Here is a 20,324-nt window from a genome sequence, read left to right as displayed (position 1 = left end):
TTAAATTGCGCTACTTTTTATGAAGTTATTAGTCTTCGATTGGTTTTATGTAGTTTAAAGCACCAACGACAGAAGCTACTTGGCCTTGCACACAGATTTCGTCGTTTGCAGTTGGGCTATCAGGATAAACTTCGGTTGTCGTGACGTACTCTGCATCTGTCATACCCATACAAAGACCTAGTTTAGTACCGTCATAGTTGATCACACCGAATTGCTCAATCGGCACACCAATTAACTTACCATCTTCATCAGCAGGCGCTATGTGGGTGACTTTTTCTACTTCTTTGATAATCGCAGTTTGGAACGAGTATTGCGGCTTTTGAGTATGGCCAACTAAGTAAAAACCATCTGGAATATTCCAATTATCATGACTTACACCATCACGCGCTGCGAGCGCTGGTCGAAACTCTGAATTATCTGTGTCAGTGGTCTCATGTAAATCTACATGACACAATAAATCATCAAACTGAGCGACATAAGCCATTGCTTGTTCTGACTCAGCCGCTGGGCTGTCAGCATAAAATGAGCGGTTTGGATCAATCGCCTCTGGGTTCCAACGGTTGATTGTTTCATAACCCCAAGGACTAATACATGGCAGTACCACAAGATTGAAATCAGCTTGGTAATGTTTGCCCTGTGATTTTATGAACTCAATCGCACCATGTACGCCACTGGTTTCATAACCATGCACACCACCTGTCACTAAAACAGTAGGTTTATTGTCAGAAAAATCACGAGATTTCACCGCATACAATTTATATTCATTTTCACCGTAATTAAGTTCGCCATATTGCTCAACGTCATACTCGTCATCGAGCGCAAGTATTTTAGTTTCTACTTCTTGTTGGTAACTACGCTTAATTACTTGTGCTGCAAGCCACTGTTTTTTTTCTGCTTCTTGCCATGGTGTGCCCGGCGTGCCAATTGGGTATGCGGTTCTCATAATCGTCCTCGGTGAAAGTTTTTTGCCATCCTAGTGATAAAGCAGGAGTCAGTAAAGTAATTAAATCTAATTGCACACCATCTGAACACTATTACAGCTGTTTATTTTGCAAAGTAGCCAAGTTGCGCAAGTCGACTTTTTTGCTGTGACGTTAATTTGCAGCTGAATAGAAAAATATTCTTGTCTTCAAGTTTTACATGAGTGACTTTACAGCAAATAATAGTATGGACTTTAACTTGTTGGATTTGCTCAATCGGTACATATCTCTGAGCACCTAAAAAGTTACAATAGCTCAGTCCATTAATACACCAAGATGATGTTCTTTTACCCATTAAGGTTTGTATCAATGTAACGCATACAAATAAAGTTAGAGCGAATATAAGAATTATTTCTAACGCCTCGAACCAAGCAGTAAAGTTAAAAACCGTGCTTATTGACACAATAAGCGCAATAACGCTTACGGCAAGAATATAAAAACCAAAGTTGATTGAAGATTTAATTTCGTACATTTCTTAACTCCTACGTACCTTTTTTACAGGCGAGCAAATTAATGTAAGAAAATGAATAAAATATGGAGCTAATACTTAAAGCTTAAATTAATCCAATTTTGCTTTTATTTTTTGCCAGTCTTCAACAAGTGGGTTGAGAAAACCACATTCCTTATAAGCACGCTCGATGTATCCTGATTGTCTGAGCTGCTTTAACCCCTTTTGTAGTGCTTTAAATGTTTTGTTTCCGAGAGGATGCTTTTTTGATACTACAAAGTGTCTGCTGTCTTGAAGCGCGACTTTAACGCCATCTATTGCTCGAATTTTGTAGTTTTTTCCTGTGTACTCAAAAGGCAGAGCTGGTTTAAAAGGGGCCAGCATGGCATCGACCCAGCCACTGCTTACCATTTTAGCCATAACTAACCAGTCTGCTTCAATGACTAAATTTTTGGGTTTGAGCGCGGTGAGTGTTTTTACATCAGTGTGCCAGGCTTCGCTGGTCACAAAGCTGAGGTCTGAAATGCCATTCTTAAGCTTTGGCGTTAGCTCAGATATTTTATTAGTTGCGACATATATACCTGCATAAAACTCTCCATTACGGATCACAGGATCAGATATGAATACATCGTTTTCGTATTGGGATGCTTCATTAAGCCAAATTGAGTCAAAACTGATCAAGAGTAGCCCGTGTTGGATAAGACGAATATTTCTCGCATCATAATCACCTAGTACAAGATCATACTCCAGGTTAAGGCCTCCGAGTTTTATTGCTTTTTGTACTAGGATAAATTCAACAACATCCCTAAGGCAACTTGGGTGCTTGAAATGCTCGATAGACTCTATGCTTTCTTCGCCGAGCACTTGTTGTGCGTAATTATAAATGTCGGTTTCAATCGAAATCGGAATTTTTGCCTTGCTACTTAAAGCTGTAAAAAAGCATAAAAATAGACATACCCATTTCATAAACATGATTCATTGGTCTGTATTTGAGTTAAGTATCGTATAAGTTGAGATAAATTAAAGTGACAAGAGCAAACTAGTTCACTATCTTGTTAAGTTGATGTTATTTAAAACATTGAAAATCGTGTTTATCGAGCGCTATAAAAGGGGACTTTATGAAATTCGAACAGTTACTTAATCATCTTGATTCAGGCGTTTGTGTTGATCAATTACAAACTGAGTCTGTGGTAGATTTAGCCGTATTGCTTATGTCAATTGATGGCGAGGTATGTGAAAAAGAGTTATCAGTTTTAAATCAGTGGATAGAGAAGCTATGTTGGAATAGTGAGATAGAATCAGATCTTTATATCTCTAATATGATAACCCATTGTAAAGACGTGATTGCAAAAGGTGATGCAGAGCATTTTATTCACCATAGAATGAAACACATCGTTGATGCACCCATAAAGGAGCTGGCTTTAAGATTAACCACTCAACTAGCACAGGCTGATGGCATAGTGACTGAGTCAGAATCTAATGCATTGAAAGTTATTGAAGCTGAATTGTAATTATTTAGTGGTTTTGCGAAAACAACTTTCTACGCACGATTTTTCTATACTCACTCGGTGTTTGATTTAGCCTTTGTTTAAATACCCGAGTGAGCAAGCCCTGAGAATTAAACCCCACCGATATTGCCACATCTTGAATTGACAAATTACTAGAAGCTAATAGCTCTTTGGCATTTTCTAAGCGTATAGTTTGCAGATAATGCGCGGCCGTTTGGTCCGTTGCTGCTTTAAAACGCCGATTAAACGTCCGGTAACTTAAATCAAATTGCTCCGCCACATCTGAGAGGGCAATCTCGGAGTGGTAATTGTTTTTCAACCAAAATTGGATCGATGCGATTAACTCATCTGGATGAGTATCTGCATCACCTTCAAGAAAGCGCTGCTCTTCGTAGGGCTTTCTAATTTCATGAGAAAAGTTTTGCTGTACGTGTTGCGCTGCGGCAACACCATATAATTGTGAAATCAAATGCACAATCACATCTGCGAGGGCATTCAAACTGGCTACGGTATAAATTCGCTCAGACTGAGTAATGAAGAAGTCAGGTTTCAAATCGACCGAAGGGTAATTGATCTTAAATTGTTTCGCATAATGCCAGTGTGTTGTCGCAGGGTGATGTTCGAGTAAATCAGATTCTGCTAAAAAGCAGACGCCAGTGCCGACACCAATAATGGTCGAGCCTTGTTGCCAAGCTTCGTTTAAAGCTGTTACAAGAGATTGGTTTTTTCTAAGTACAGGTCTTGGGTTTCGCCAAATGCTCGGCACAATAATGTAATCTTGCTCTGACAAATAGCCAAATGCCTCATCGGGGTGTATTTGTAACCCAAGCTCATTACTGATAGGCGAGGTATCATTTGCCAGCCAAGTTATGCGTAACGGCGTAAAGTCATGCCCTAAGTGTCTTTTTGCAAAAGCTTCACCTGCTCTGAGCATCTCTGCGGGCAGCGAAACACTAGTAAAGAGCATGCTTGAATAAATACAAAAGCCAATTTTTATCGGGTTTTCTGGTCTGACCATGCTGATTTGGCGAAAAATAAATGATATTTGGCTATTTTTGCAAAATGTAATCTAAAGTTCAAACTAGAATCGAACATATCTAAGTTGTGTGAAAATTTTAAGAACGATTATTTATGACTGCATTACCAATTATTGTCGGTATGGGTGGCATTAACGCTGCTGGCCGTACATCTTTTCATCAGGGCTATCGCCGTATTGTTATAGATAAGCTAGATCAGCAAGCACGCCAAGAAACTTTCTTAGGCCTAGCAACACTAATGAATTTAGTGCGTTTCGAAGACGGTCGACTAGTAACACACACAGGCGATGAAATTTCAGCTGGACAAGTCGAAACGAAATTTGGTGAGCAGATTAAAGCGGGTACTTTGATCCGTAAAATAGAAAAAGAACATTTTGATTGTGATGCAACGCATTGGCAGCAAAAGCTAACCATTAATGCCAATGATGAGGCGGGACTAAAGTTCACTTGTCGTAAGCGTGATTTACCAAACCCAGTGCCTGCCTCATGGCAAGTTGAAGAACTAGACGCAAAAACAGTCGATGTGGTTGTGCCTGATTCTTTAGAAGTAAAACACGATAGCTATCGTGATAATCCAATCAAAGCGGCGGGTCAATTACCAACCGGCTTTGATCCTGCATCGCTTTATAACAGTCGTTATCAACCTCGTGGTTTACAGGCTACTATTTTTGCCGCAACTGATGCAATACGTTCAACGGGTCTTGATTGGGATACCGTTATGAACAGTGTTGAACCAGACAAAATTGGTACTTATTCAGCATCAGTCGCTGGTCAAATGCAGCAAGAAGGTTTTGGTGGTTTGATCCGCTCTCGTCAACAAGGCGATCGCGTAAGTACAAAACAATTGGCATTGGGCTTAAATACCATGTCGACAGACTTTATTAATGCTTATGTTACAGGCAGTGTTGGTACGACGTTCACAACCTCTGGTGCATGTGCAACTTTCTTATATAACTTACGCGCTGCAGTGAATGATATTCAAGCAGGCCGAACACGTGTTGCGATTGTAGCGAGCGTGGAATGTGCGTTAACGCCTGAAGTGATTGAAGGTTTTGGTAACATGAGCGCATTGGCAAACGAAGAAGGTCTTCGCAAGCTAGATAATACAGAAAGCGTTGACTATCGTCGCACAAGCCGTCCATTTGGTGATAACTGTGGTTTCACAATCGGTGAAGGTGCTCAGGTTGCGATCCTGATGGATGATGCGCTTGCCCTCGAGCTTGGTGCAGAAGTTATGGGCTCAGTAGTAGATGTGTTTGTTAATGCAGATGGTATTAAAAAGTCTATTACGGCACCTGGCCCGGGTAACTACATCACAATGGCTAAGTCAGTTGCATTAGCTGAGCAAATTGCTGGCACTGATGCTATTAAAGAGCGTAGCTTTATTTTGGCGCACGGCTCAAGTACACCGCAAAACCGTGTAACTGAATCGTTGATTTACCATAAAGTGGCAGAAGCGTTTTCAATCAGTGGTTGGAAAGTGGTTGCTCCAAAGGCATACGTAGGGCACACCATTGCGCCAGCAAGTGGCGACCAACTCGCGCTAGCGCTGGGCGTATTTAGTCACAACATCATGCCAGGTATTACAACGATTGATAAAGTGGCTGACGACGTTCACACTGAACATTTAGATATTCGTAATGAGCACTATGAGTGTGCACCTATGGATGTGGCGTTTATCAACTCAAAAGGTTTCGGTGGTAACAACGCAACAGCAACCGTATTTTCGCCAAACTTTACCAATAAGTTGCTAGCGAAGCGCTATTCTGAAGAGCTTTTAAACTCGTACCAAGCAAAGTTAGAGCAAACAAAGCTTGCTCAAGCAGACTACCAGCAAGCCGCTGACAATGGCCAATATGAACTTATTTATCGCTTTGGCAACGGTATGATTGATGAAAACGAATTAGTATTAAGCCAAGACAGCTTAAGTTTACCTGGCTTTGATAAAGCAGTATTACTAAGTACAAATAACCAATATGGTGACTTAAGCGAATAAGCTTAAGAAGAAAAGAATGTTAAGCAAACTTAGGCGCTCTGGGATGAGCGCCTTTTTTATATTCAAGACATAAAAAAAGGCCACTCTGTGGCCTTAGTAACGAGCTTATCCAATTTTGCTCTAAACTCTATCTACATTAATAAACCTTGCAAATAAGGCCCTTAAGGTAGAAACCTTCTGGGTAGTTACCCGCGATAGGGTGGTCGGCTGCTTGGTTCAGACGCTCCATAATCAACAACTCTTTACCCGCATCAAGGGCTGCGTCAGCAACAACTTTTTGGAACAGGTTTTGCTCCATTAAGCCAGAACAAGAGAATGTAAGTAATGTGCCGCCAGGCTTCAGTATTTGCATTGCGATCATATTAATATCTTTATAACCACGACAAGCACCAGTTAGTTGTGCTTTGCTCTCAGCAAACTTAGGTGGGTCCATCACGATAGTATCGAATTGACGGCCTTCTTCACGGTACTGGCGAAGCAGCTTAAATACATCTTGTTTAACGAACTCAGCACGTGATAAATCAAGGTCATTGTGCTCTAGATTTCTTTTTGCAGTATCAAGGGCTGGTTGTGATACATCTACGTTAATGACGTTCTTACAGCCGCCACGTAGCGCATATAAACCGAATGTACCTGTGTAACAGAAACAGTTTAAAACCTCTTTGTCTTTAGAAAAACGCTCTAGTGCTGCACGGCTATCACGTTGGTCCAGATAAAAACCGGTTTTGTGGCCGTTTAAAATATCAACTTCAAGCTTTAAGCCATTTTCTGTAATGACAACAGGCTCAGTCGGTGCATCACCCCAAAGTGCACCAGTGGTTTTTTCTAGGCCTTCTTTTTTACGTACGTCAACGTCAGAGCGCTCATAAATGTGGCAATCAGGAAAAAGCTCACGAAGTGCTTGAACGATATCGCCTTTATGGCGCTCTGCACCCGCACTTAATAGCTGACATACAATGTAATTGTCGAATTTATCAATGGTGATACCGGGTAAGCCATCAGACTCTGCTGCGCTTAAGCGAAAACCGGTTAAGCCGCCTTCTTCAATAACTTGACTGCGGGCATCAAAAGCACGCGTTAAACGACGTAAGAAAAAATCTTTGTCGATGCTTTCAGATTCATCAAAGCTCCATATACGTGCTCTAATTTGAGAGTCAGGACTATATGCAGCAGTAGCTAGAAATTTACCTTCATTAGAGTAAATTTTTACGGTATCACCCAGAGCAGGTTTACCTTTTACTTTTTTGATGGCTTTGGAGAATATCCAAGGATGTTTACGTTTTAATGATTTTTCTCTACCAGGCTGCAAGTACACTGCACAAGACATGAATTTTTCCTAACTTAATTGTATGCTGAGCATTTTAGTTAAGCGTTTACAAACATACAATGTTGATCAATGAATTATCCGGAGAGTAGGGCATTGAATAACGATAAATTAGCGTCTTTAGAACAAAATTGTCGCGAATTTGTACAAGCATTACCCATAGCCGATGCAGGGCATGACTTAGCGCATGTGCAAAGGGTGGTCACAACTGCCAAGCTATTGGCTGAAAAAGAGCAGGCAGATTTGCAAGTGGTGGTTGCGGCAGCATGGCTACATGATTGTGTGGCAGTCGCTAAAAATAGTCCGCTAAGGAGTCAAGCTTCAAAACTAGCAGCTGACAAAGCCATCGACTATTTAAAAAGTATCGACTTTCCAAGTGAAAAGTTGTCTGCTGTACATCACGCTATAGTTGCGCACAGCTACAGTGCGAATGTGTCAGCAGAAACACTTGAAGCTAAAATTGTCCAAGATGCAGATAGGCTAGATAGCTTGGGAGCAATTGGCATTGCACGCTGTTTTACCGTTGGCGGTGCGATGCATCGAAGCGTTTATAATGTTGACGATCCCTTCTGTGAAAATCGAGCGCCCGATGATTATTCATATACCGTTGACCATTTCTATAACAAACTCTTTAAATTACCTGAAGTTATGCACACGTATGCAGGAAAGCAAGAAGCAGAAGCTAGGGTATTGTTTATGATGGAGTTTATGAAAAGGCTAGGGCAAGAAATAGGCAGCTAGAAATAGTCAATTGAAAAATTTTATTGCGCAAGTCTGACACCGGTGTCATAATGTCGGCGTTTTATCATTTTGTTGTCAAAACGTGTTGGCTGCCCATGTATGTGGGCAGCATTTTTTTGAAATAAATGATAACCCATTAATCAAAGAATTCTAGATTGATATTTCTTTCGTTCAGGATGAATTGCAGTAGAGGTTGAAGTGCTTACTCCCTCGAATGTAGAGCGGGAAACCAGATGAAGAAAGTAACAATAAATAGTGTTGCAGAATACGCCGGTGTATCGAAAAAAACCGTTTCACGCGTATTGAATAATGAGCCCAATGTTAGCCCGGCAACACGTGAAAAAGTACTAAAAGTTTTCAAAGAACTTGATTACACACCGAACCCTATCGCCAGAGGCCTTGCTCGCAATCGCAGCTTTATCATCGGCTGTTTGTACGATAACCCCAGTAAAAGTTATATCACACGTGTACAAAGTGGTGCTTTAGAAGCATGTCACAAACATAATTACAATTTGCTTATACACCCATGCGAACTACGTGGCGAAGCGCTCATTAAAAACATCGAACACCTTCTTACAACGTCTCGTCTGGATGGTCTAGTTCTTACGCCGCCATTTTCTGATTCACAAGAATTAATCGAATTTCTGCAAAACAAAGGTATCAATTACGCACGTGTTGCATCTGCAATCGAAGATGACACGTCAATTTCAGTCAGAAGTAATGATGAGCAAGGTGCTTACGAAATCACAGAGCATTTGATTTCTCTGGGTCATAGCCGAATCGCATTCATCAAAGGTCACCCAGACCACAGTGCCACAGAGCAGCGTTTCTCGGGGTATCAGAAAGCGCTTGCAGAGCATAATATTGCATTCGATGCAGAGCTGGTGGCTGAAGGTAACTTCAGTTATCACTCAGGTGCTGATAGTGCAAAGGAAATCTTAGATTTACAACCAAGACCGAGTGCGGTGTTTGCATCGAATGATTACATGGCAGCAGCGGTTTTAAAATTGGCGACACAGTCAAAGTTGAATGTACCAGAAGATATTTCGATAGCGGGTTTTGATAACGCACCGATAGCCCGTCATATTTGGCCTGGGTTAACAACAATCGCACAGCCTGTAGAAGAGATGACGCGACAAGCTGTTGAGCAGTTGATACTTCAGATAAGCGATCCTGATGTAGAAAAAACGCAGACCACACTTGAAGCTAAGCTTATCGTAAGAGAATCGACAGCTAAGCTATAAACCTTTTTCAATTTCTTTACTTGCCCAAGCCTAGCGGTTCGCTGTTAGGCTTTTTTCTTTTTTGACAACTTTTATAGCACATCAATCAAATTAAAAATTCTGTTTTAATCTCCTTATAAAACCGTTTTATAAATGTGTATTAAAACTTGTGCTAGATCAACATTCAGCATGGCTGCAGGCGTACTATGAAAGTGAGCCAAGCATCAGGTTTGTTTGGGAAAATGACAACTTAAACAGGACTTCATTATGATTATTGATCGCCACAGCTAAGCCAAAGATTTACCTGAATTTAAAGAAAAAATCCACGAACTAAAAATGAATGATCGACATTTTGCGCGCTTGTTTGATGATTACCATAACCTCGATCATGAAGTGATCCGTATTGAAGAGGGAGTTGAAAACACCTCAGACGAATATCTTGAGTCACTTAAGAAGCAACGATTACATCTAAAAGACCAACTTTATTCTATTTTGAAAAGCGCATCATAAAAGTTTTCACAATATAAGGAGTAGCCTGCTGCTCCTTTTTTAGTCTTTACTAATAATATAAAAGACATCATACCAGTTAAATATCCTTATAATTATTAATGTTTTATATTTGAAAGTCTAATTCTGTCTGTTGTTAGACTTTGGTTTCGGTGACAAAGAGATTCTTTTGTGCAATATTAGAGATTATCAATTTCGAACATTTTTCTGAAAAATTTAATGACAACGCTGTCATTTTGTGTGTAACATTAAATCAACATGAAAAAATGCTCTGCCAAATAATCACAAACTATTTGAGCAATACGTTACAGATCAGGGGTCGCTAAATGATGGCTAAACAGGTTGAACAAGACCAGTTATTTATTGGAATAGATGGTGGTGGTACAAAATGTCGTGCAACTATCTACTCTGCTACACAAGGGGTGTTAGGTACTGGGTTAGGTGGTCCTGCCAATCCATTACATGGTCTTGAACGCACATTAGAGTCAATCATGGTATCAACTCAGCTAGCCTTACAAGACGCGGGACTTCGTGTTGAACAGGTGCATGACATAGTGGCTGGCCTTGGTTTAGCGGGTGTGAATATTCCAGGTCTTTACGACAAAATCATGCAATGGGACCATCCATTTAAAGAAATGTATCTTACAACCGACTTGCACACTGCGTGTATTGGTGCACATGACGGTTGTGACGGCGCAGTGATTATTACGGGCACAGGCTCATGCGGTTTCGCTATTGTAAACGGTGAAACAGTCAATTACGGCGGTCATGGTTTTGCTCAAGGTGATATGGGCAGTGGTGCATGGATGGGTCTTGAGGCTGTTAAAGCTGTACTTGTAGATCTTGATGGTCTCGGGCCAAAAACCGTGTTATCAGACACGTTAAAGCAACATTTTCATGTCACAGATGCAATGGGGGTCGCCGAGCAAATGGCAGGTCAACCTTCAAGCGGTTATGCAAAGCTAGCACGACACGTATTTTCAGCTGCAGAGCATAACGATGAAGTTGCATTGCAAATTGTTAAACAAGGTGCTGAATATATTAGCAACCTTGCGAAAAGGTTATTAGAAATTAACCCACCGCGCTTATCTATGATCGGTGGTTTAGCTGAGCCGTTAAATAAATGGTTAGATGCTGATATTGCTAAACTTGTTCAGCAACCAAAACAGCCGCCAGAAATTGGTGCTATTTATTTTGCGATGGAAAGCACTCAGCATGAAATAAGAAAGGTGAACTAATGAGCCAGTATATTTACAAAGCAAAAAAGCTTTTTGATGGTGAACATTTTCATCATGATGTTGTTTTCTCAGTAGATGACGGCAAAGTTAGTTATAACGTTTCGGCTGAAAACGCTGAAGTAATCAATCTTGATGGACTAGTCGTGCCTGGCTATATCGACGTTCAAGTGAACGGTGGTGGTGGCGCGTTTTATAATGCTGAACAAACGACAGCCTGCCTTGAGAAAATGGTGTCGGCGCATGCACAATTTGGTTCGACTGCGCTTATGCCAACTTTGATCACAGATAAAATTGAAGTGATGCAAGCGGCAGCTGATGCGATGGCAGCTGCCATTGAAAGCAATCAATCTGGTGTTGTGGGGATCCATTTTGAAGGCCCACACTTGTCTCACCCGAAAAAAGGCACGCACAGCGAGCAGTTTATTCGACCTATCACTGAACAAGAATTTGATATTTATGCGCGTCAAGACTTGGGCATAAAAATGGTCACTTTAGCACCTGAGACAGTGCCTCTAGCTGATATCGAACGCTTAATTAGTTTAGGTGTTAAAGTGAGTATTGGTCATTCAAATGCAGATTTTGAAACAGCTAACACTGCGCTTAAAGCCGGTGCAGATGGCTTTACCCATTTATTCAATGCTATGTCTGCGTTTACTTCACGTGAGCCTGGCGTTGTTGGCGCGGCGTTATGGGATGATAACAGCTGGTGCGGTTTAATTGTCGATGGTCATCATGTTCATAACACGTCTGCTAAATTAGCGATCCGCTCTAAACAGCGTGGCAAAATCATGCTAGTGACAGATGCGATGCCGCCTGTAGGTACAGACGATACTGAGTTTGCTTTTTTCGATGGCCGTAAAGTTATTCGCACTGGCGATCGTTTAAATTCAACAACTGGCGAACTTGCTGGCAGTGTGTTAGACATGGCAAGCGCAGTACGAAATACGGTTGATTGGTTAGACGTAAGTCTGCCAGAAGCGCTTCGTATGGCATCTTTATATCCAGCGCAATATTTAGGCTTAAACAGCAAAGGGCATTTGCGTGAAGGGGCAGATGCAGACTTCGTTCATCTTGATGAGAATTTATTTGCACAGGCAACGTATATCGCTGGTGCTCAGATTTAATTTTCCCTGAGGAAAAAACCCCGCTGCAGTATAGCGGGGCTTTTTTTATTTGTACTGGAATAAAATATGACAACAAAAACACAAAAAAAACGATTAGCATCTTTAGATGCACTCCGAGGCATGGATATGTTTTGGATTTTAGGCGGCCAAGGTATATTTGCCGCTTTATTTGTTTTAACTGGCTGGCAGGGATGGAAAGCATTTGAAGCACACACAGTGCATAGCCCATGGCATGGCTTTACTTTTTACGATTTAATATTCCCCTTATTTATCTTTTTATCTGGTGTTGCCATGGGCCTGGCCCCAAAGCGTATTGATCACCTTCCTTTTAACGAAAGACGCCCGTTATACAACAAAGCACTCAAGCGATTGTTTTTACTTATGGCATTTGGTGTTTTGTATAACCATGGCTGGGGTACAGGTGCACCATTTGCATTTGAAGAAGTACGTTATGCCAGTGTGCTAGGGCGAATCGCTATTGCTTGGTTCTTCTGTGCTTTATTAGTTTGGCATTTTAGCTTACGTGTTTTAGCTTATTCTGGGGTTGGTATTCTAATATTCTACTGGGTACTACTTTGCTTTATACCTGTGCCGGGTGGTGTCGCAGGTGACTTATCTGCGGCAGGTAGTTGGAATGCATGGTTCGATAAACACCTTTTACCTGGCATTTCATATCAAAACCGTGTAGTTGACCCTGAAGGTATTTTGTCGAGTTTACCTGCGATTGTGAATGCAATTGCAGGTGTATTTGCAGGTCAACTGATTGCTAAAGCTAATGAGCGCGGCGAATGGAAAACCTGTGGCATTTTATTCGGTGCAGGTATTGTAAGCTTAGTGCTTGGTTGGACATGGGATTTACACTTCCCAGTTAATAAAGAGCTTTGGACCAGTTCATTTGTATTGGTAACAGTAGGGTGGAGTGCGATTCTACTTGCTGTTTTCTACGCAGCAGTCGACATTCTAAATGGTCAAAAGCTGGCTTACCCGTTTGTAATTATTGGTGCAAACTCAATCATTATCTACCTAGCGTCATCTTTAGTCGATTGGGAATATATTAGCCGAAGTGTGTTCGGTGGTGTGGTGAACGCAGCCCCAAGTGAATGGCAGCCGGTATTGGCGGTCACTGGGTTGATGGCGGTGCAAATGCTAGTGCTGCACTGGATGTATCGTCGTAAGATCTTTGTCAGCGTTTAATTTCAAACCTTGATTATTTACTTATGCAAAAGGCTCATATTAATGAGCCTTTTTGTTATAAAAAAACACAAGTTTTTTTTCACTTTTACTTTACAAGCGCTCAATTAATGATAATAATGACAGCGTTGTCATAATGGTACAGCCTAATAAGATTATCCCGATTAGGTTTTGATCTGGCGCTTATTTTGATTGCACGCGAAGTAAGCCCAGATCCCATTTTTTCTTTTCTTCTACAACGAGCCAAAACCATGCAAATAGTAATCCTAAACGACGCCAATGAAGTTGCAGCTTATGGCGCAGATATCTTTACAAAACAACTACAAAAGAAAGCAGAGTCTGTGTTAGGTTTAGCGACCGGTTCAACACCAGTAGCGCTTTACCAAGAACTAATTCGTCGTAACGAAGCAGGTGAAATTAGCTTTAAAGATGCGACAACATTCAACTTAGACGAATACTTAGGTCTAGATGGTTCACACCCGCAAAGCTACCGTTATTTTATGAACGAGCAGTTGTTCAACCATGTAGACATCGACAAGGATAAAACCCATGTACCACCTGGTGATGCGAAAAACCCAATCACTGCATGTCAAGAATATGAAGGTCACATTGTTGCGGCAGGCGGTATTGATGTTCAACTATTGGGCATTGGTCGTAACGGTCACATTGGTTTCAACGAGCCGTCTTCAGGCTTAACTTCACGTACACGTGTTAAAACATTAACCAAAGCAACCATTGATGATAATGCGCGTTTCTTCAAAGAAGACGAATACCAACCGCATTTATCTATCACTATGGGTATCGGTACTATTCTTGATGCCAAAAAAGTGGTGTTACTGGCAACGGGTGAAAACAAAGCTGAAGCGGTTCATGCAATGATTGAAGGCCCGTTAACGGCAGCTTGCCCAGCATCTGCATTACAAATGCACCGTGATGCGGTTATCGTGATTGATAAGGCTGCAGCAAGCAAGTTAAAAGACATTGAGTTTTATCAGCACATCGAAGCTGAAAACCAAAAGCTTCAGGCCTACTTAGCCTCTTTGTAGTAACGCAACTACATGTTTTAAAAGCCCGTTAGGGCTTTTTTTTTGCAAATTTTACGGCTTATTTATTTAGCTTAGAGTGTCTGTGTGTTAGCTTAGGCTCAAATCACGCAAAGGAGTGAATATGCTTCATTACACGCAGATGAGTTTAGACAGAGCGTCGCAGCAACGCAAAGATAGCAACTGGCTAAACACGCAAAAAACGACCAACAGCCGATGGCTTTTAATTCACCAAGATAAAAACTTTTTTAGCGCTGATTTACAAAAGCTTCAGCTATTACTCTGGTCTTCAGTCGCACACTTAAATACCGATGATGCCGTGTATATTGGTCATCAAGACGAATTACACTATTTTGTGTTAGATGTGTCGAATATAGATCCAGATGAAGTGAATGATTTATCTGCCGGTGGCACATTTGAAGATATGCGTAAAGTTGGGCCAAAACTGAATGGCTTTGAAGCGTCTATTGGTGTGCTCGCAAGGGGCATGTGTTATTGGCATAAAACTCATGTTTTTTGTGGCCGGTGTGGTACAGCAAATAAGCCCTATGAAGGCGGTCATGCGCGTCGTTGTCAAAATAGTGAATGTCGTCATATTACATTCCCGCGCACTGATCCGGCGGTGATCATGTTAGTAACCCATACTTTTGCCGATGGCATTGAGCGTTGTTTAATGGGTCGTCAAGAAAGCTGGCCAGAAGGCGTGTATTCAACGCTTGCAGGTTTTGTCGACCCGGGGGAATCACTGGAGCAAGCGGTACTGCGTGAAGTAGAAGAAGAGTCGGGTATTATCGCAGATGATGCCCAATATATTGCATCGCAGCCATGGCCTTTTCCGTCGTCATTAATGCTGGGCTTTATTGCTAAAGCGAAAACCACAGAGATCTCAGTGGAACAAGATGAATTACAAGATGCTAAGTGGTTCTCAAGAGCAGAATTAAATACATTTGCTGAGTGGGGCGATGATACGCCTAGGTTCAAACTTACCCGAAGAGATTCAATTTCACGCTATTTGGTCGAATATTGGCGCGCACTTGGCGAATAAATTAAGTTAGAAATACCAAGGTTTAACAATGAAAAAGAACACTAAGATTGTCAGTGCTGGCAGAAAAAAACAATATACCCAAGGGGTCGTAAACCCAGTTGTTCAACGTGCCTCAACGGTCGTATTTGATACCGTAGAAGAAATGCAAACTGCCATCAAAGAGCGTGCTGATCGCACTTTATTTTATGGTCGCCGTGGTACAAACACACACTATGCGCTGCAAGATGCCATTACCGAACTTGAAAATGGTGCAGGGTGTGCACTTTATCCATCGGGCGCCGCTGCCATCAGTCAATCTTTATTGTCTTTTTTGAAGTCAGGTGACCATTTATTAATGGTTGATAATGCATACGAGCCGACACGTGATCTATGCGATAAGATTTTAGCCGGCCTAGGGATCACCACAACGTATTATGACCCGACAATTGGTGCTGGCATCGAAGCCCATATACAAGAAAATACCAAAGTGATTTTCTTGGAATCGCCGGGTTCAATCACCATGGAAATTCAAGATGTGCCTGCACTTGTTGAGGTTGCGAAAAAACATAACATCATCACAATGCTAGACAATACCTATGGAAATGGCTGGCATTTTAGACCGCTTGATTTTGGCGTAGATATAAGCATTCAAGCGGCAACCAAGTACATTGTTGGTCACTCAGATGTGATGATGGGCGTTGCGGTAGCGAATGAAGCCTATTGGCCGATATTGCGAGAGCATTCTTACTTGTTAGGTCAATGTACGTCAGCCGATGATGCTTACTTAGCATTACGTGGTCTTCGTACTATGCCTGTGCGTTTGGCCCAACACGAAAAAGCGGCCTTACAAGTGGCGCAGTGGTTGTCTGAACACGAATTGGTTGATCATGTTCGCCACCCTGCATTTGAAACATGCCCTGGGCATGAATTCTTTAAACGCGATTTTGATGGCAGTAACGGTTTATTTTCGTTTGTTATGAAAGAGGGCAACCTAAAATCAATCAATGCATTTTTAGATGCATTGCATCATTTTAAAATGGGCTTTTCATGGGGAGGCTACGAAAGCCTAGTCACTGCCAATAAAACCATGGCGAAGCTTCGTTCAACAACAGGGTGGGAGCATGGCCCGATTATTCGCCTGCACATAGGCCTAGAAGATGTTGAAGACCTGATCGCAGATTTAGAGCAAGCATTGCAAGTGTATAAAGAAAATTTGTAAGGTGCGATTATTAAATTGAAGCTGATTTATTAAAACGCGACTTAATGTCGCGTTTTTGTTTCATATCTGTGCTGCTTTAGTAAGTGCAAGCCAAAGTCCACAACGAACCTTAACTTGTAGACGCGACTTTATGTCGCGCAACTTTTAAAACTTCATTCACTAATTAAACTCATAAAACCAATCTGCCCGAGCCAATTAATCCCATCACTAAACCAAAGCCGCCGCTGGCAAACCCAAGCACCAGACCAATTCGGCCAAAAAGCTTTTGCCATTTAGGGCGACATAGAAATGGTTTTGCTGCCACTTCACTTTCAGTCATGTGTTGCAGGTCTTTGTTAATGATATTTTGAGCTTGGTAAATCTGTAAGCCAAGTATCAATGCAAATGCTGTATAAGCGAGCGCTGGCATAATCCACCCCGCGCTAAATGAGTAACTCATAACGAATAGCACCCCAAATACAAACGTGGTGATTAACATTCTGGTTCTCATAACTTTAAGTATTGCTTTTGTCTGCTCAGTCTTTGCATACTTAATTGGCAATTTCATGCTGTAAAACACCACGAGCATAGCTGCGAATGCGCCGATAAAAGCACCACCAAGCACAGCAAAAAGTTTAAATATTGGTGAGCTATACGTTGTATTGCTGACCAGTGTTGCCGCAGCAACGGGTGCACTTGGGGCGACGAAGCCTAAAGCAACAGCTGGGGTAATCGTCGAAATTGCCAATGTACCAAAGCGATTTAAATATTGAGACTTAAGCTTCTTTCGGCTTCTTGATAACTGCTGACGTACTTTTTCCTCAGAGATATCTAATAATGCAGCGACTTGCTTGCTCGATTGTTCTTCTCGATAGTATAAGATTAAAATCTCACGGCTCTCTTCTGGTAAAGCTGAAACAAGTTGATTCATCAACATGACTTGTTCATCTTTTAATAAATCACTATCAGGACAATCATGGTGAGCAAGCAACTGCTCAAGTGATTGCTCGAGTGACTCATCATTGTCAGATACTAAATTCGACTTTTCTCGCAATACGTTTAAAGCTTTATAACGAGCAGTTTGGCGAAGCCAAGGTAAAAAGCTGTGATCGTTTTTTAACTTATCGAGGTTTTGCCATGCATTGATAAATACTTGTTGCGCTACATCTTCACTCGCATGCACGTCCTTCGTGATAGCGAGCGCAATACTGCAAATGAGTTGTCGACATGCTTTGTGAAGTGCTTCAAAGGCATTTACATCACCTTTTCGTGCATGCGACACATATAAAGCAATACTGGTACTGTCTTTCATGTCTAGTTTATACGCTAATGTATTCATGATTTATCCTTAATGAATGCTGTAATTTGGTCGTTTAGCCATTTAGGATCATCATACATAATAAAATGGCGAGAGGTTGTATTCATTTTGACTACAGCGTTAGGTAAATTTGCCACTTGCCCTTTATAAAGTTGTTCAACGGCTTGTTTGCGAGAGTTATCGTTAAATCCACCTGATGCACCCAGAATAAGCAAATCCGCTTTTATTTCAGTCAATGATGGTCTTAAATCATTGTTCATTAAATAGTGTATAGCTTTGCCAACGGTAACCGGATCAGAGCGTTCAGCCATATCAATGATGTGTTTTTGATGCATAGCCTGAGTCGCATGAATATATATACCGCGCTTAGTTTGCTCAGCTAGTTGTGTTTGAGTCATTGATTTGTGCATTAAAAGTACACGTTCAGCTTGGTTGCTAAGTGAAGCAGGTGTCGTTTGATTTGTGCCGGTAAATATCGGGCCAATATAGGGTAGGCTATCTACTGAAACGACCTTACTAATAAGTTCTGGCTTTTCTAATGCGATAGACATAGCTAAAAAGCCTCCCAGACTATGGCCAATTAGAATTGTTTTATTTGCTACAGCATTTGAAGCTTCTGACTTGCGACTCTCTTCAGTAATAAAATCAATTAGCTCATTTTTTAACTCGTTCATCGAAAAGTTTGTAGGTTTTTGACTATCGGCAAATCCAGTGATTGATACCACATGTACACGGTGTTTATCTTTAATTGTGTCTAGAGTGCCTTGCCAAACTTCACCGTTAGACATAAGACCTGGGATCAGAACGATATCGGCATTTTCTGTTTGGTTATTTCCGACTGTTTTAACAGTAAAGTGATTATGCGCCCAAACTTTAGCGGTATTTAATGCTGCCGCAATCGCGATGAACAAAACAATCAATAGGCTTAATTTTGTAGGTTTATTTGGTTTGATGTGTGACTTAATCATATTAGCTCCTGTTGGTTATATAACTAAGTCACCTGAGCAATCTAAAGTGTGACAACTTTTATTAAATTTATTTGTTATCCAAAGTAACAGCAATTACATTAGAAAAGTTAAGTAAAAGGATTAAAGTCATGACTCCTGCGATTTTACTCGCCAAAAAAGCCAAAATTACATTTAACGTACACGAGTATAAGCACGACCCAAAAGCGCAATCTTATGGCTTGGAGGCGGCCGAAAAGCTAGGTTTAAACCCATCTCAAGTATTTAAAACCTTAGTAGTTGAAACTGACAGCAAACAACTTGTGGTCGCGGTTTTACCCGTTAACCAACAACTGAACTTAAAGTCTTTGGCAAAAGCCGTCGGTGCAAAGAAAGCTGCCATGGCACCACAGCAATTAGTCGAGCGTTCAACTGGGTATATTTTAGGTGGCGTTAGCCCATTGGCACAAAAGAAACGCCTCGCCACCGTAATAGATAGCTCATCCAAAAACTTTGAAACCATTTTTGTGAGTGCAGGGCGCAGAGGGCTCGAAATTGAATTGGCGGCAGATACTCTATGTGAATTAACGCAAGGACAGTTTGCAGAAATCAATACTTAATTCAGTCTATCCAGAAAACTGATATTTATAAGTATAAAGGAATGTTGCATGCTTTTCTCAAATGAAGAAATGAAAACAGCTTATGAAGAACTCATAAGAAAAGAAAGTCCATCGGGTGCTATATTAGGGGCATTTATTGGTTCAATACCAGCTGCATGCTTGTATTTATTAATCGAAGACATTCGCATTGCAGCAATACTATTGTTTCTTTTACCCCCATTGATTGTTGGATTTACTGCAAAATTTTTAGGAAAAACACATAAGGCCAAGCATAGAATACCAGTAGGATTAATCGCGGTTTGCCTGCATATTACTGGGTGTTTATATTTAGAGTTAAGTCCACTTTATTACTTATTAACTCCTTTAATATTTGGTATTAGCTTTGTCTCTGCACGTATTCATCTCAACAGAGTTGATGAGTGGGCTTTAGAATTTTTACCTATATTAGAATTTAATTCTGACTCAGATGGTAATGCTAAAAGATCAGAAGAAATAAACGCCAGAAAAGAAAAGCAACGACTAATTGAGATGGAACGTCAAATCGATGTTTATTTTGGTATACCTTCAAACCTACCTAAAAGTTATCGTGAATTTAGAAACTTACCGACAGAAGCTAAAGGTTTTTATTTTTATTTAGGTTCAGATGGCATCGAAGTTATAGAACAATTTTTACAGTCAGATTATGTAAATCAAGTAGAACGATTGGTTATCGGAGATTCAACTTATGCTTTAGTGTAACTCCACCCAATTTAGTACAGCTCTTTTGTAGAATTTTATGCAGCCTCAAGGTAACCAATTGGTGTCATATCACCAAGTGAATCATGAGGTCGCTCATAATTATAAATATCTAACCATTCATC

At 40.9% G+C, this 20,324-nt stretch carries 20 protein-coding genes; 13 read left to right on the top strand and 7 right to left on the bottom strand.

What is annotated here, in order from left to right:
- Window positions 1–28 precede the first annotated feature (28 nt).
- The 3 genes from ABMY35_RS19775 to ABMY35_RS19765 all read right to left on the bottom strand — a co-directional run bounded on the left by ABMY35_RS19775 (window position 29) and on the right by ABMY35_RS19765 (window position 2,394).
- Window positions 29–943, bottom strand: coding sequence for a M14 family metallocarboxypeptidase (locus tag ABMY35_RS19775; RefSeq protein WP_349287794.1), 915 nt, complete (start codon window positions 941–943; stop codon window positions 29–31).
- Window positions 944–1,044: 101 nt separating this feature from the next.
- Window positions 1,045–1,452 (bottom strand): hypothetical protein, encoded by a 408-nt coding sequence (locus tag ABMY35_RS19770; RefSeq protein WP_349287793.1) that lies wholly within the window; start codon window positions 1,450–1,452, stop codon window positions 1,045–1,047.
- Window positions 1,453–1,539: 87 nt separating this feature from the next.
- Window positions 1,540–2,394 (bottom strand): hypothetical protein, encoded by an 855-nt coding sequence (locus ABMY35_RS19765; RefSeq protein WP_349287792.1) that lies wholly within the window; start codon window positions 2,392–2,394, stop codon window positions 1,540–1,542.
- A 152-nt stretch (window positions 2,395–2,546) separates the two neighbouring features.
- Here ABMY35_RS19765 and ABMY35_RS19760 point away from each other — a divergent pair, with 152 nt between their 5' ends.
- A complete protein-coding gene (locus ABMY35_RS19760; RefSeq protein WP_349287791.1) occupies window positions 2,547–2,939 on the top strand; it encodes a hypothetical protein in 393 nt (130 codons plus the stop codon).
- A gap of 4 nt (window positions 2,940–2,943) precedes the next feature.
- Here ABMY35_RS19760 and ABMY35_RS19755 read toward each other — a convergent pair whose 3' ends face one another.
- The gene (locus ABMY35_RS19755) at window positions 2,944–3,954 is read right to left on the bottom strand and encodes a helix-turn-helix domain-containing protein (protein ID WP_349287790.1); all 1,011 of its coding nucleotides are present in this window, start codon (window positions 3,952–3,954) and stop codon (window positions 2,944–2,946) included.
- 113 nt (window positions 3,955–4,067) lie between these two features.
- Between ABMY35_RS19755 and ABMY35_RS19750 the strand changes: the two genes are divergently transcribed.
- On the top strand, window positions 4,068–5,969 hold the full coding sequence (locus tag ABMY35_RS19750) for a beta-ketoacyl synthase (RefSeq protein WP_349287789.1): 1,902 nt from the start codon (window positions 4,068–4,070) through the stop codon (window positions 5,967–5,969).
- Window positions 5,970–6,105: 136 nt separating this feature from the next.
- On the opposite strand, the gene ABMY35_RS19745 is transcribed toward ABMY35_RS19750, so the two are convergent.
- The gene (locus tag ABMY35_RS19745; protein WP_349287788.1) at window positions 6,106–7,296 is read right to left on the bottom strand and encodes a class I SAM-dependent methyltransferase; all 1,191 of its coding nucleotides are present in this window, start codon (window positions 7,294–7,296) and stop codon (window positions 6,106–6,108) included.
- A 69-nt stretch (window positions 7,297–7,365) separates the two neighbouring features.
- Here ABMY35_RS19745 and ABMY35_RS19740 point away from each other — a divergent pair, with 69 nt between their 5' ends.
- From ABMY35_RS19740 to ABMY35_RS19700, 9 genes are all read left to right on the top strand, one after another.
- Window positions 7,366–8,034, top strand: a complete 669-nt coding sequence (locus ABMY35_RS19740) for an HD domain-containing protein (protein ID WP_349287787.1) — start codon at window positions 7,366–7,368, stop codon at window positions 8,032–8,034.
- A gap of 233 nt (window positions 8,035–8,267) precedes the next feature.
- Window positions 8,268–9,278 (top strand): LacI family DNA-binding transcriptional regulator, encoded by a 1,011-nt coding sequence (locus ABMY35_RS19735; protein WP_349287786.1) that lies wholly within the window; start codon window positions 8,268–8,270, stop codon window positions 9,276–9,278.
- 300 nt (window positions 9,279–9,578) lie between these two features.
- A complete protein-coding gene (locus ABMY35_RS19730) occupies window positions 9,579–9,767 on the top strand; it encodes a YdcH family protein (protein WP_349287854.1) in 189 nt (62 codons plus the stop codon).
- Between the two features lie 323 nt (window positions 9,768–10,090).
- Window positions 10,091–11,002: a BadF/BadG/BcrA/BcrD ATPase family protein gene (locus ABMY35_RS19725; RefSeq protein WP_349287785.1), complete on the top strand. Its 912-nt coding sequence runs from the start codon at window positions 10,091–10,093 to the stop codon at window positions 11,000–11,002.
- The gene (gene nagA, locus ABMY35_RS19720) at window positions 11,002–12,126 is read left to right on the top strand and encodes an N-acetylglucosamine-6-phosphate deacetylase (RefSeq protein ID WP_349287784.1); all 1,125 of its coding nucleotides are present in this window, start codon (window positions 11,002–11,004) and stop codon (window positions 12,124–12,126) included. Before ABMY35_RS19725 ends, nagA begins: the two co-directional genes overlap by 1 nt.
- Window positions 12,127–12,192: 66 nt before the next feature.
- Window positions 12,193–13,320, top strand: a complete 1,128-nt coding sequence (locus ABMY35_RS19715) for a DUF5009 domain-containing protein (protein WP_349287783.1) — start codon at window positions 12,193–12,195, stop codon at window positions 13,318–13,320.
- 248 nt (window positions 13,321–13,568) lie between these two features.
- Window positions 13,569–14,363: a glucosamine-6-phosphate deaminase gene (nagB, locus tag ABMY35_RS19710; RefSeq protein WP_349287782.1), complete on the top strand. Its 795-nt coding sequence runs from the start codon at window positions 13,569–13,571 to the stop codon at window positions 14,361–14,363.
- A gap of 121 nt (window positions 14,364–14,484) precedes the next feature.
- A complete protein-coding gene (gene nudC, locus ABMY35_RS19705) occupies window positions 14,485–15,405 on the top strand; it encodes an NAD(+) diphosphatase (protein WP_349287781.1) in 921 nt (306 codons plus the stop codon).
- 28 nt (window positions 15,406–15,433) lie between these two features.
- Window positions 15,434–16,603, top strand: coding sequence for a cystathionine beta-lyase (locus ABMY35_RS19700; RefSeq protein ID WP_349287780.1), 1,170 nt, complete (start codon window positions 15,434–15,436; stop codon window positions 16,601–16,603).
- A gap of 169 nt (window positions 16,604–16,772) precedes the next feature.
- On the opposite strand, the gene ABMY35_RS19695 is transcribed toward ABMY35_RS19700, so the two are convergent.
- Together ABMY35_RS19695 and ABMY35_RS19690 are read right to left on the bottom strand one after the other, a co-directional pair.
- The gene (locus tag ABMY35_RS19695; protein WP_349287779.1) at window positions 16,773–17,921 is read right to left on the bottom strand and encodes a sigma-70 family RNA polymerase sigma factor; all 1,149 of its coding nucleotides are present in this window, start codon (window positions 17,919–17,921) and stop codon (window positions 16,773–16,775) included.
- Window positions 17,918–18,868: an alpha/beta hydrolase gene (locus ABMY35_RS19690; RefSeq protein ID WP_349287778.1), complete on the bottom strand. Its 951-nt coding sequence runs from the start codon at window positions 18,866–18,868 to the stop codon at window positions 17,918–17,920. Before ABMY35_RS19690 ends, ABMY35_RS19695 begins: the two co-directional genes overlap by 4 nt.
- A 128-nt stretch (window positions 18,869–18,996) precedes the next feature.
- Between ABMY35_RS19690 and ybaK the strand changes: the two genes are divergently transcribed.
- Together ybaK and ABMY35_RS19680 are read left to right on the top strand one after the other, a co-directional pair.
- Window positions 18,997–19,464, top strand: coding sequence for a Cys-tRNA(Pro) deacylase (gene ybaK, locus ABMY35_RS19685; protein WP_349287777.1), 468 nt, complete (start codon window positions 18,997–18,999; stop codon window positions 19,462–19,464).
- 48 nt (window positions 19,465–19,512) lie between these two features.
- Complete coding sequence (locus ABMY35_RS19680; protein WP_349287776.1) at window positions 19,513–20,202, top strand: hypothetical protein; 690 nt, start codon at window positions 19,513–19,515, stop codon at window positions 20,200–20,202.
- Window positions 20,203–20,324 lie beyond the last annotated feature (122 nt).

Origin of the sequence: Pseudoalteromonas sp. BZB3, from assembly GCF_040104455.1 — a bacterium.
Classification (GTDB): domain Bacteria; phylum Pseudomonadota; class Gammaproteobacteria; order Enterobacterales; family Alteromonadaceae; genus Pseudoalteromonas.
Note: the sequence above shows the minus strand (reverse complement) of the source record. Positions and strands in the feature narration are given on the sequence as shown.

What these genes read in the sequence shown, in the direction of transcription:
- ABMY35_RS19775 (WP_349287794.1), bottom strand. Translation starts at nt 943, where the DNA reads ATGAGAACCGCATACCCAATTGGCACGCCGGGCACACCATGGCAAGAA.
- ABMY35_RS19770 (WP_349287793.1), bottom strand. Translation starts at nt 1,452, where the DNA reads ATGTACGAAATTAAATCTTCAATCAACTTTGGTTTTTATATTCTTGCC.
- ABMY35_RS19765 (WP_349287792.1), bottom strand. Translation starts at nt 2,394, where the DNA reads ATGAAATGGGTATGTCTATTTTTATGCTTTTTTACAGCTTTAAGTAGC.
- ABMY35_RS19760 (WP_349287791.1), top strand. Translation starts at nt 2,547, where the DNA reads ATGAAATTCGAACAGTTACTTAATCATCTTGATTCAGGCGTTTGTGTT.
- ABMY35_RS19755 (WP_349287790.1), bottom strand. Translation starts at nt 3,954, where the DNA reads ATGGTCAGACCAGAAAACCCGATAAAAATTGGCTTTTGTATTTATTCA.
- ABMY35_RS19750 (WP_349287789.1), top strand. Translation starts at nt 4,068, where the DNA reads ATGACTGCATTACCAATTATTGTCGGTATGGGTGGCATTAACGCTGCT.
- ABMY35_RS19745 (WP_349287788.1), bottom strand. Translation starts at nt 7,296, where the DNA reads ATGTCTTGTGCAGTGTACTTGCAGCCTGGTAGAGAAAAATCATTAAAA.
- ABMY35_RS19740 (WP_349287787.1), top strand. Translation starts at nt 7,366, where the DNA reads ATGAATTATCCGGAGAGTAGGGCATTGAATAACGATAAATTAGCGTCT.
- ABMY35_RS19735 (WP_349287786.1), top strand. Translation starts at nt 8,268, where the DNA reads ATGAAGAAAGTAACAATAAATAGTGTTGCAGAATACGCCGGTGTATCG.
- ABMY35_RS19725 (WP_349287785.1), top strand. Translation starts at nt 10,091, where the DNA reads ATGATGGCTAAACAGGTTGAACAAGACCAGTTATTTATTGGAATAGAT.
- nagA (WP_349287784.1), top strand. Translation starts at nt 11,002, where the DNA reads ATGAGCCAGTATATTTACAAAGCAAAAAAGCTTTTTGATGGTGAACAT.
- ABMY35_RS19715 (WP_349287783.1), top strand. Translation starts at nt 12,193, where the DNA reads ATGACAACAAAAACACAAAAAAAACGATTAGCATCTTTAGATGCACTC.
- nagB (WP_349287782.1), top strand. Translation starts at nt 13,569, where the DNA reads ATGCAAATAGTAATCCTAAACGACGCCAATGAAGTTGCAGCTTATGGC.
- nudC (WP_349287781.1), top strand. Translation starts at nt 14,485, where the DNA reads ATGCTTCATTACACGCAGATGAGTTTAGACAGAGCGTCGCAGCAACGC.
- ABMY35_RS19700 (WP_349287780.1), top strand. Translation starts at nt 15,434, where the DNA reads ATGAAAAAGAACACTAAGATTGTCAGTGCTGGCAGAAAAAAACAATAT.
- ABMY35_RS19695 (WP_349287779.1), bottom strand. Translation starts at nt 17,921, where the DNA reads ATGAATACATTAGCGTATAAACTAGACATGAAAGACAGTACCAGTATT.
- ABMY35_RS19690 (WP_349287778.1), bottom strand. Translation starts at nt 18,868, where the DNA reads ATGATTAAGTCACACATCAAACCAAATAAACCTACAAAATTAAGCCTA.
- ybaK (WP_349287777.1), top strand. Translation starts at nt 18,997, where the DNA reads ATGACTCCTGCGATTTTACTCGCCAAAAAAGCCAAAATTACATTTAAC.
- ABMY35_RS19680 (WP_349287776.1), top strand. Translation starts at nt 19,513, where the DNA reads ATGCTTTTCTCAAATGAAGAAATGAAAACAGCTTATGAAGAACTCATA.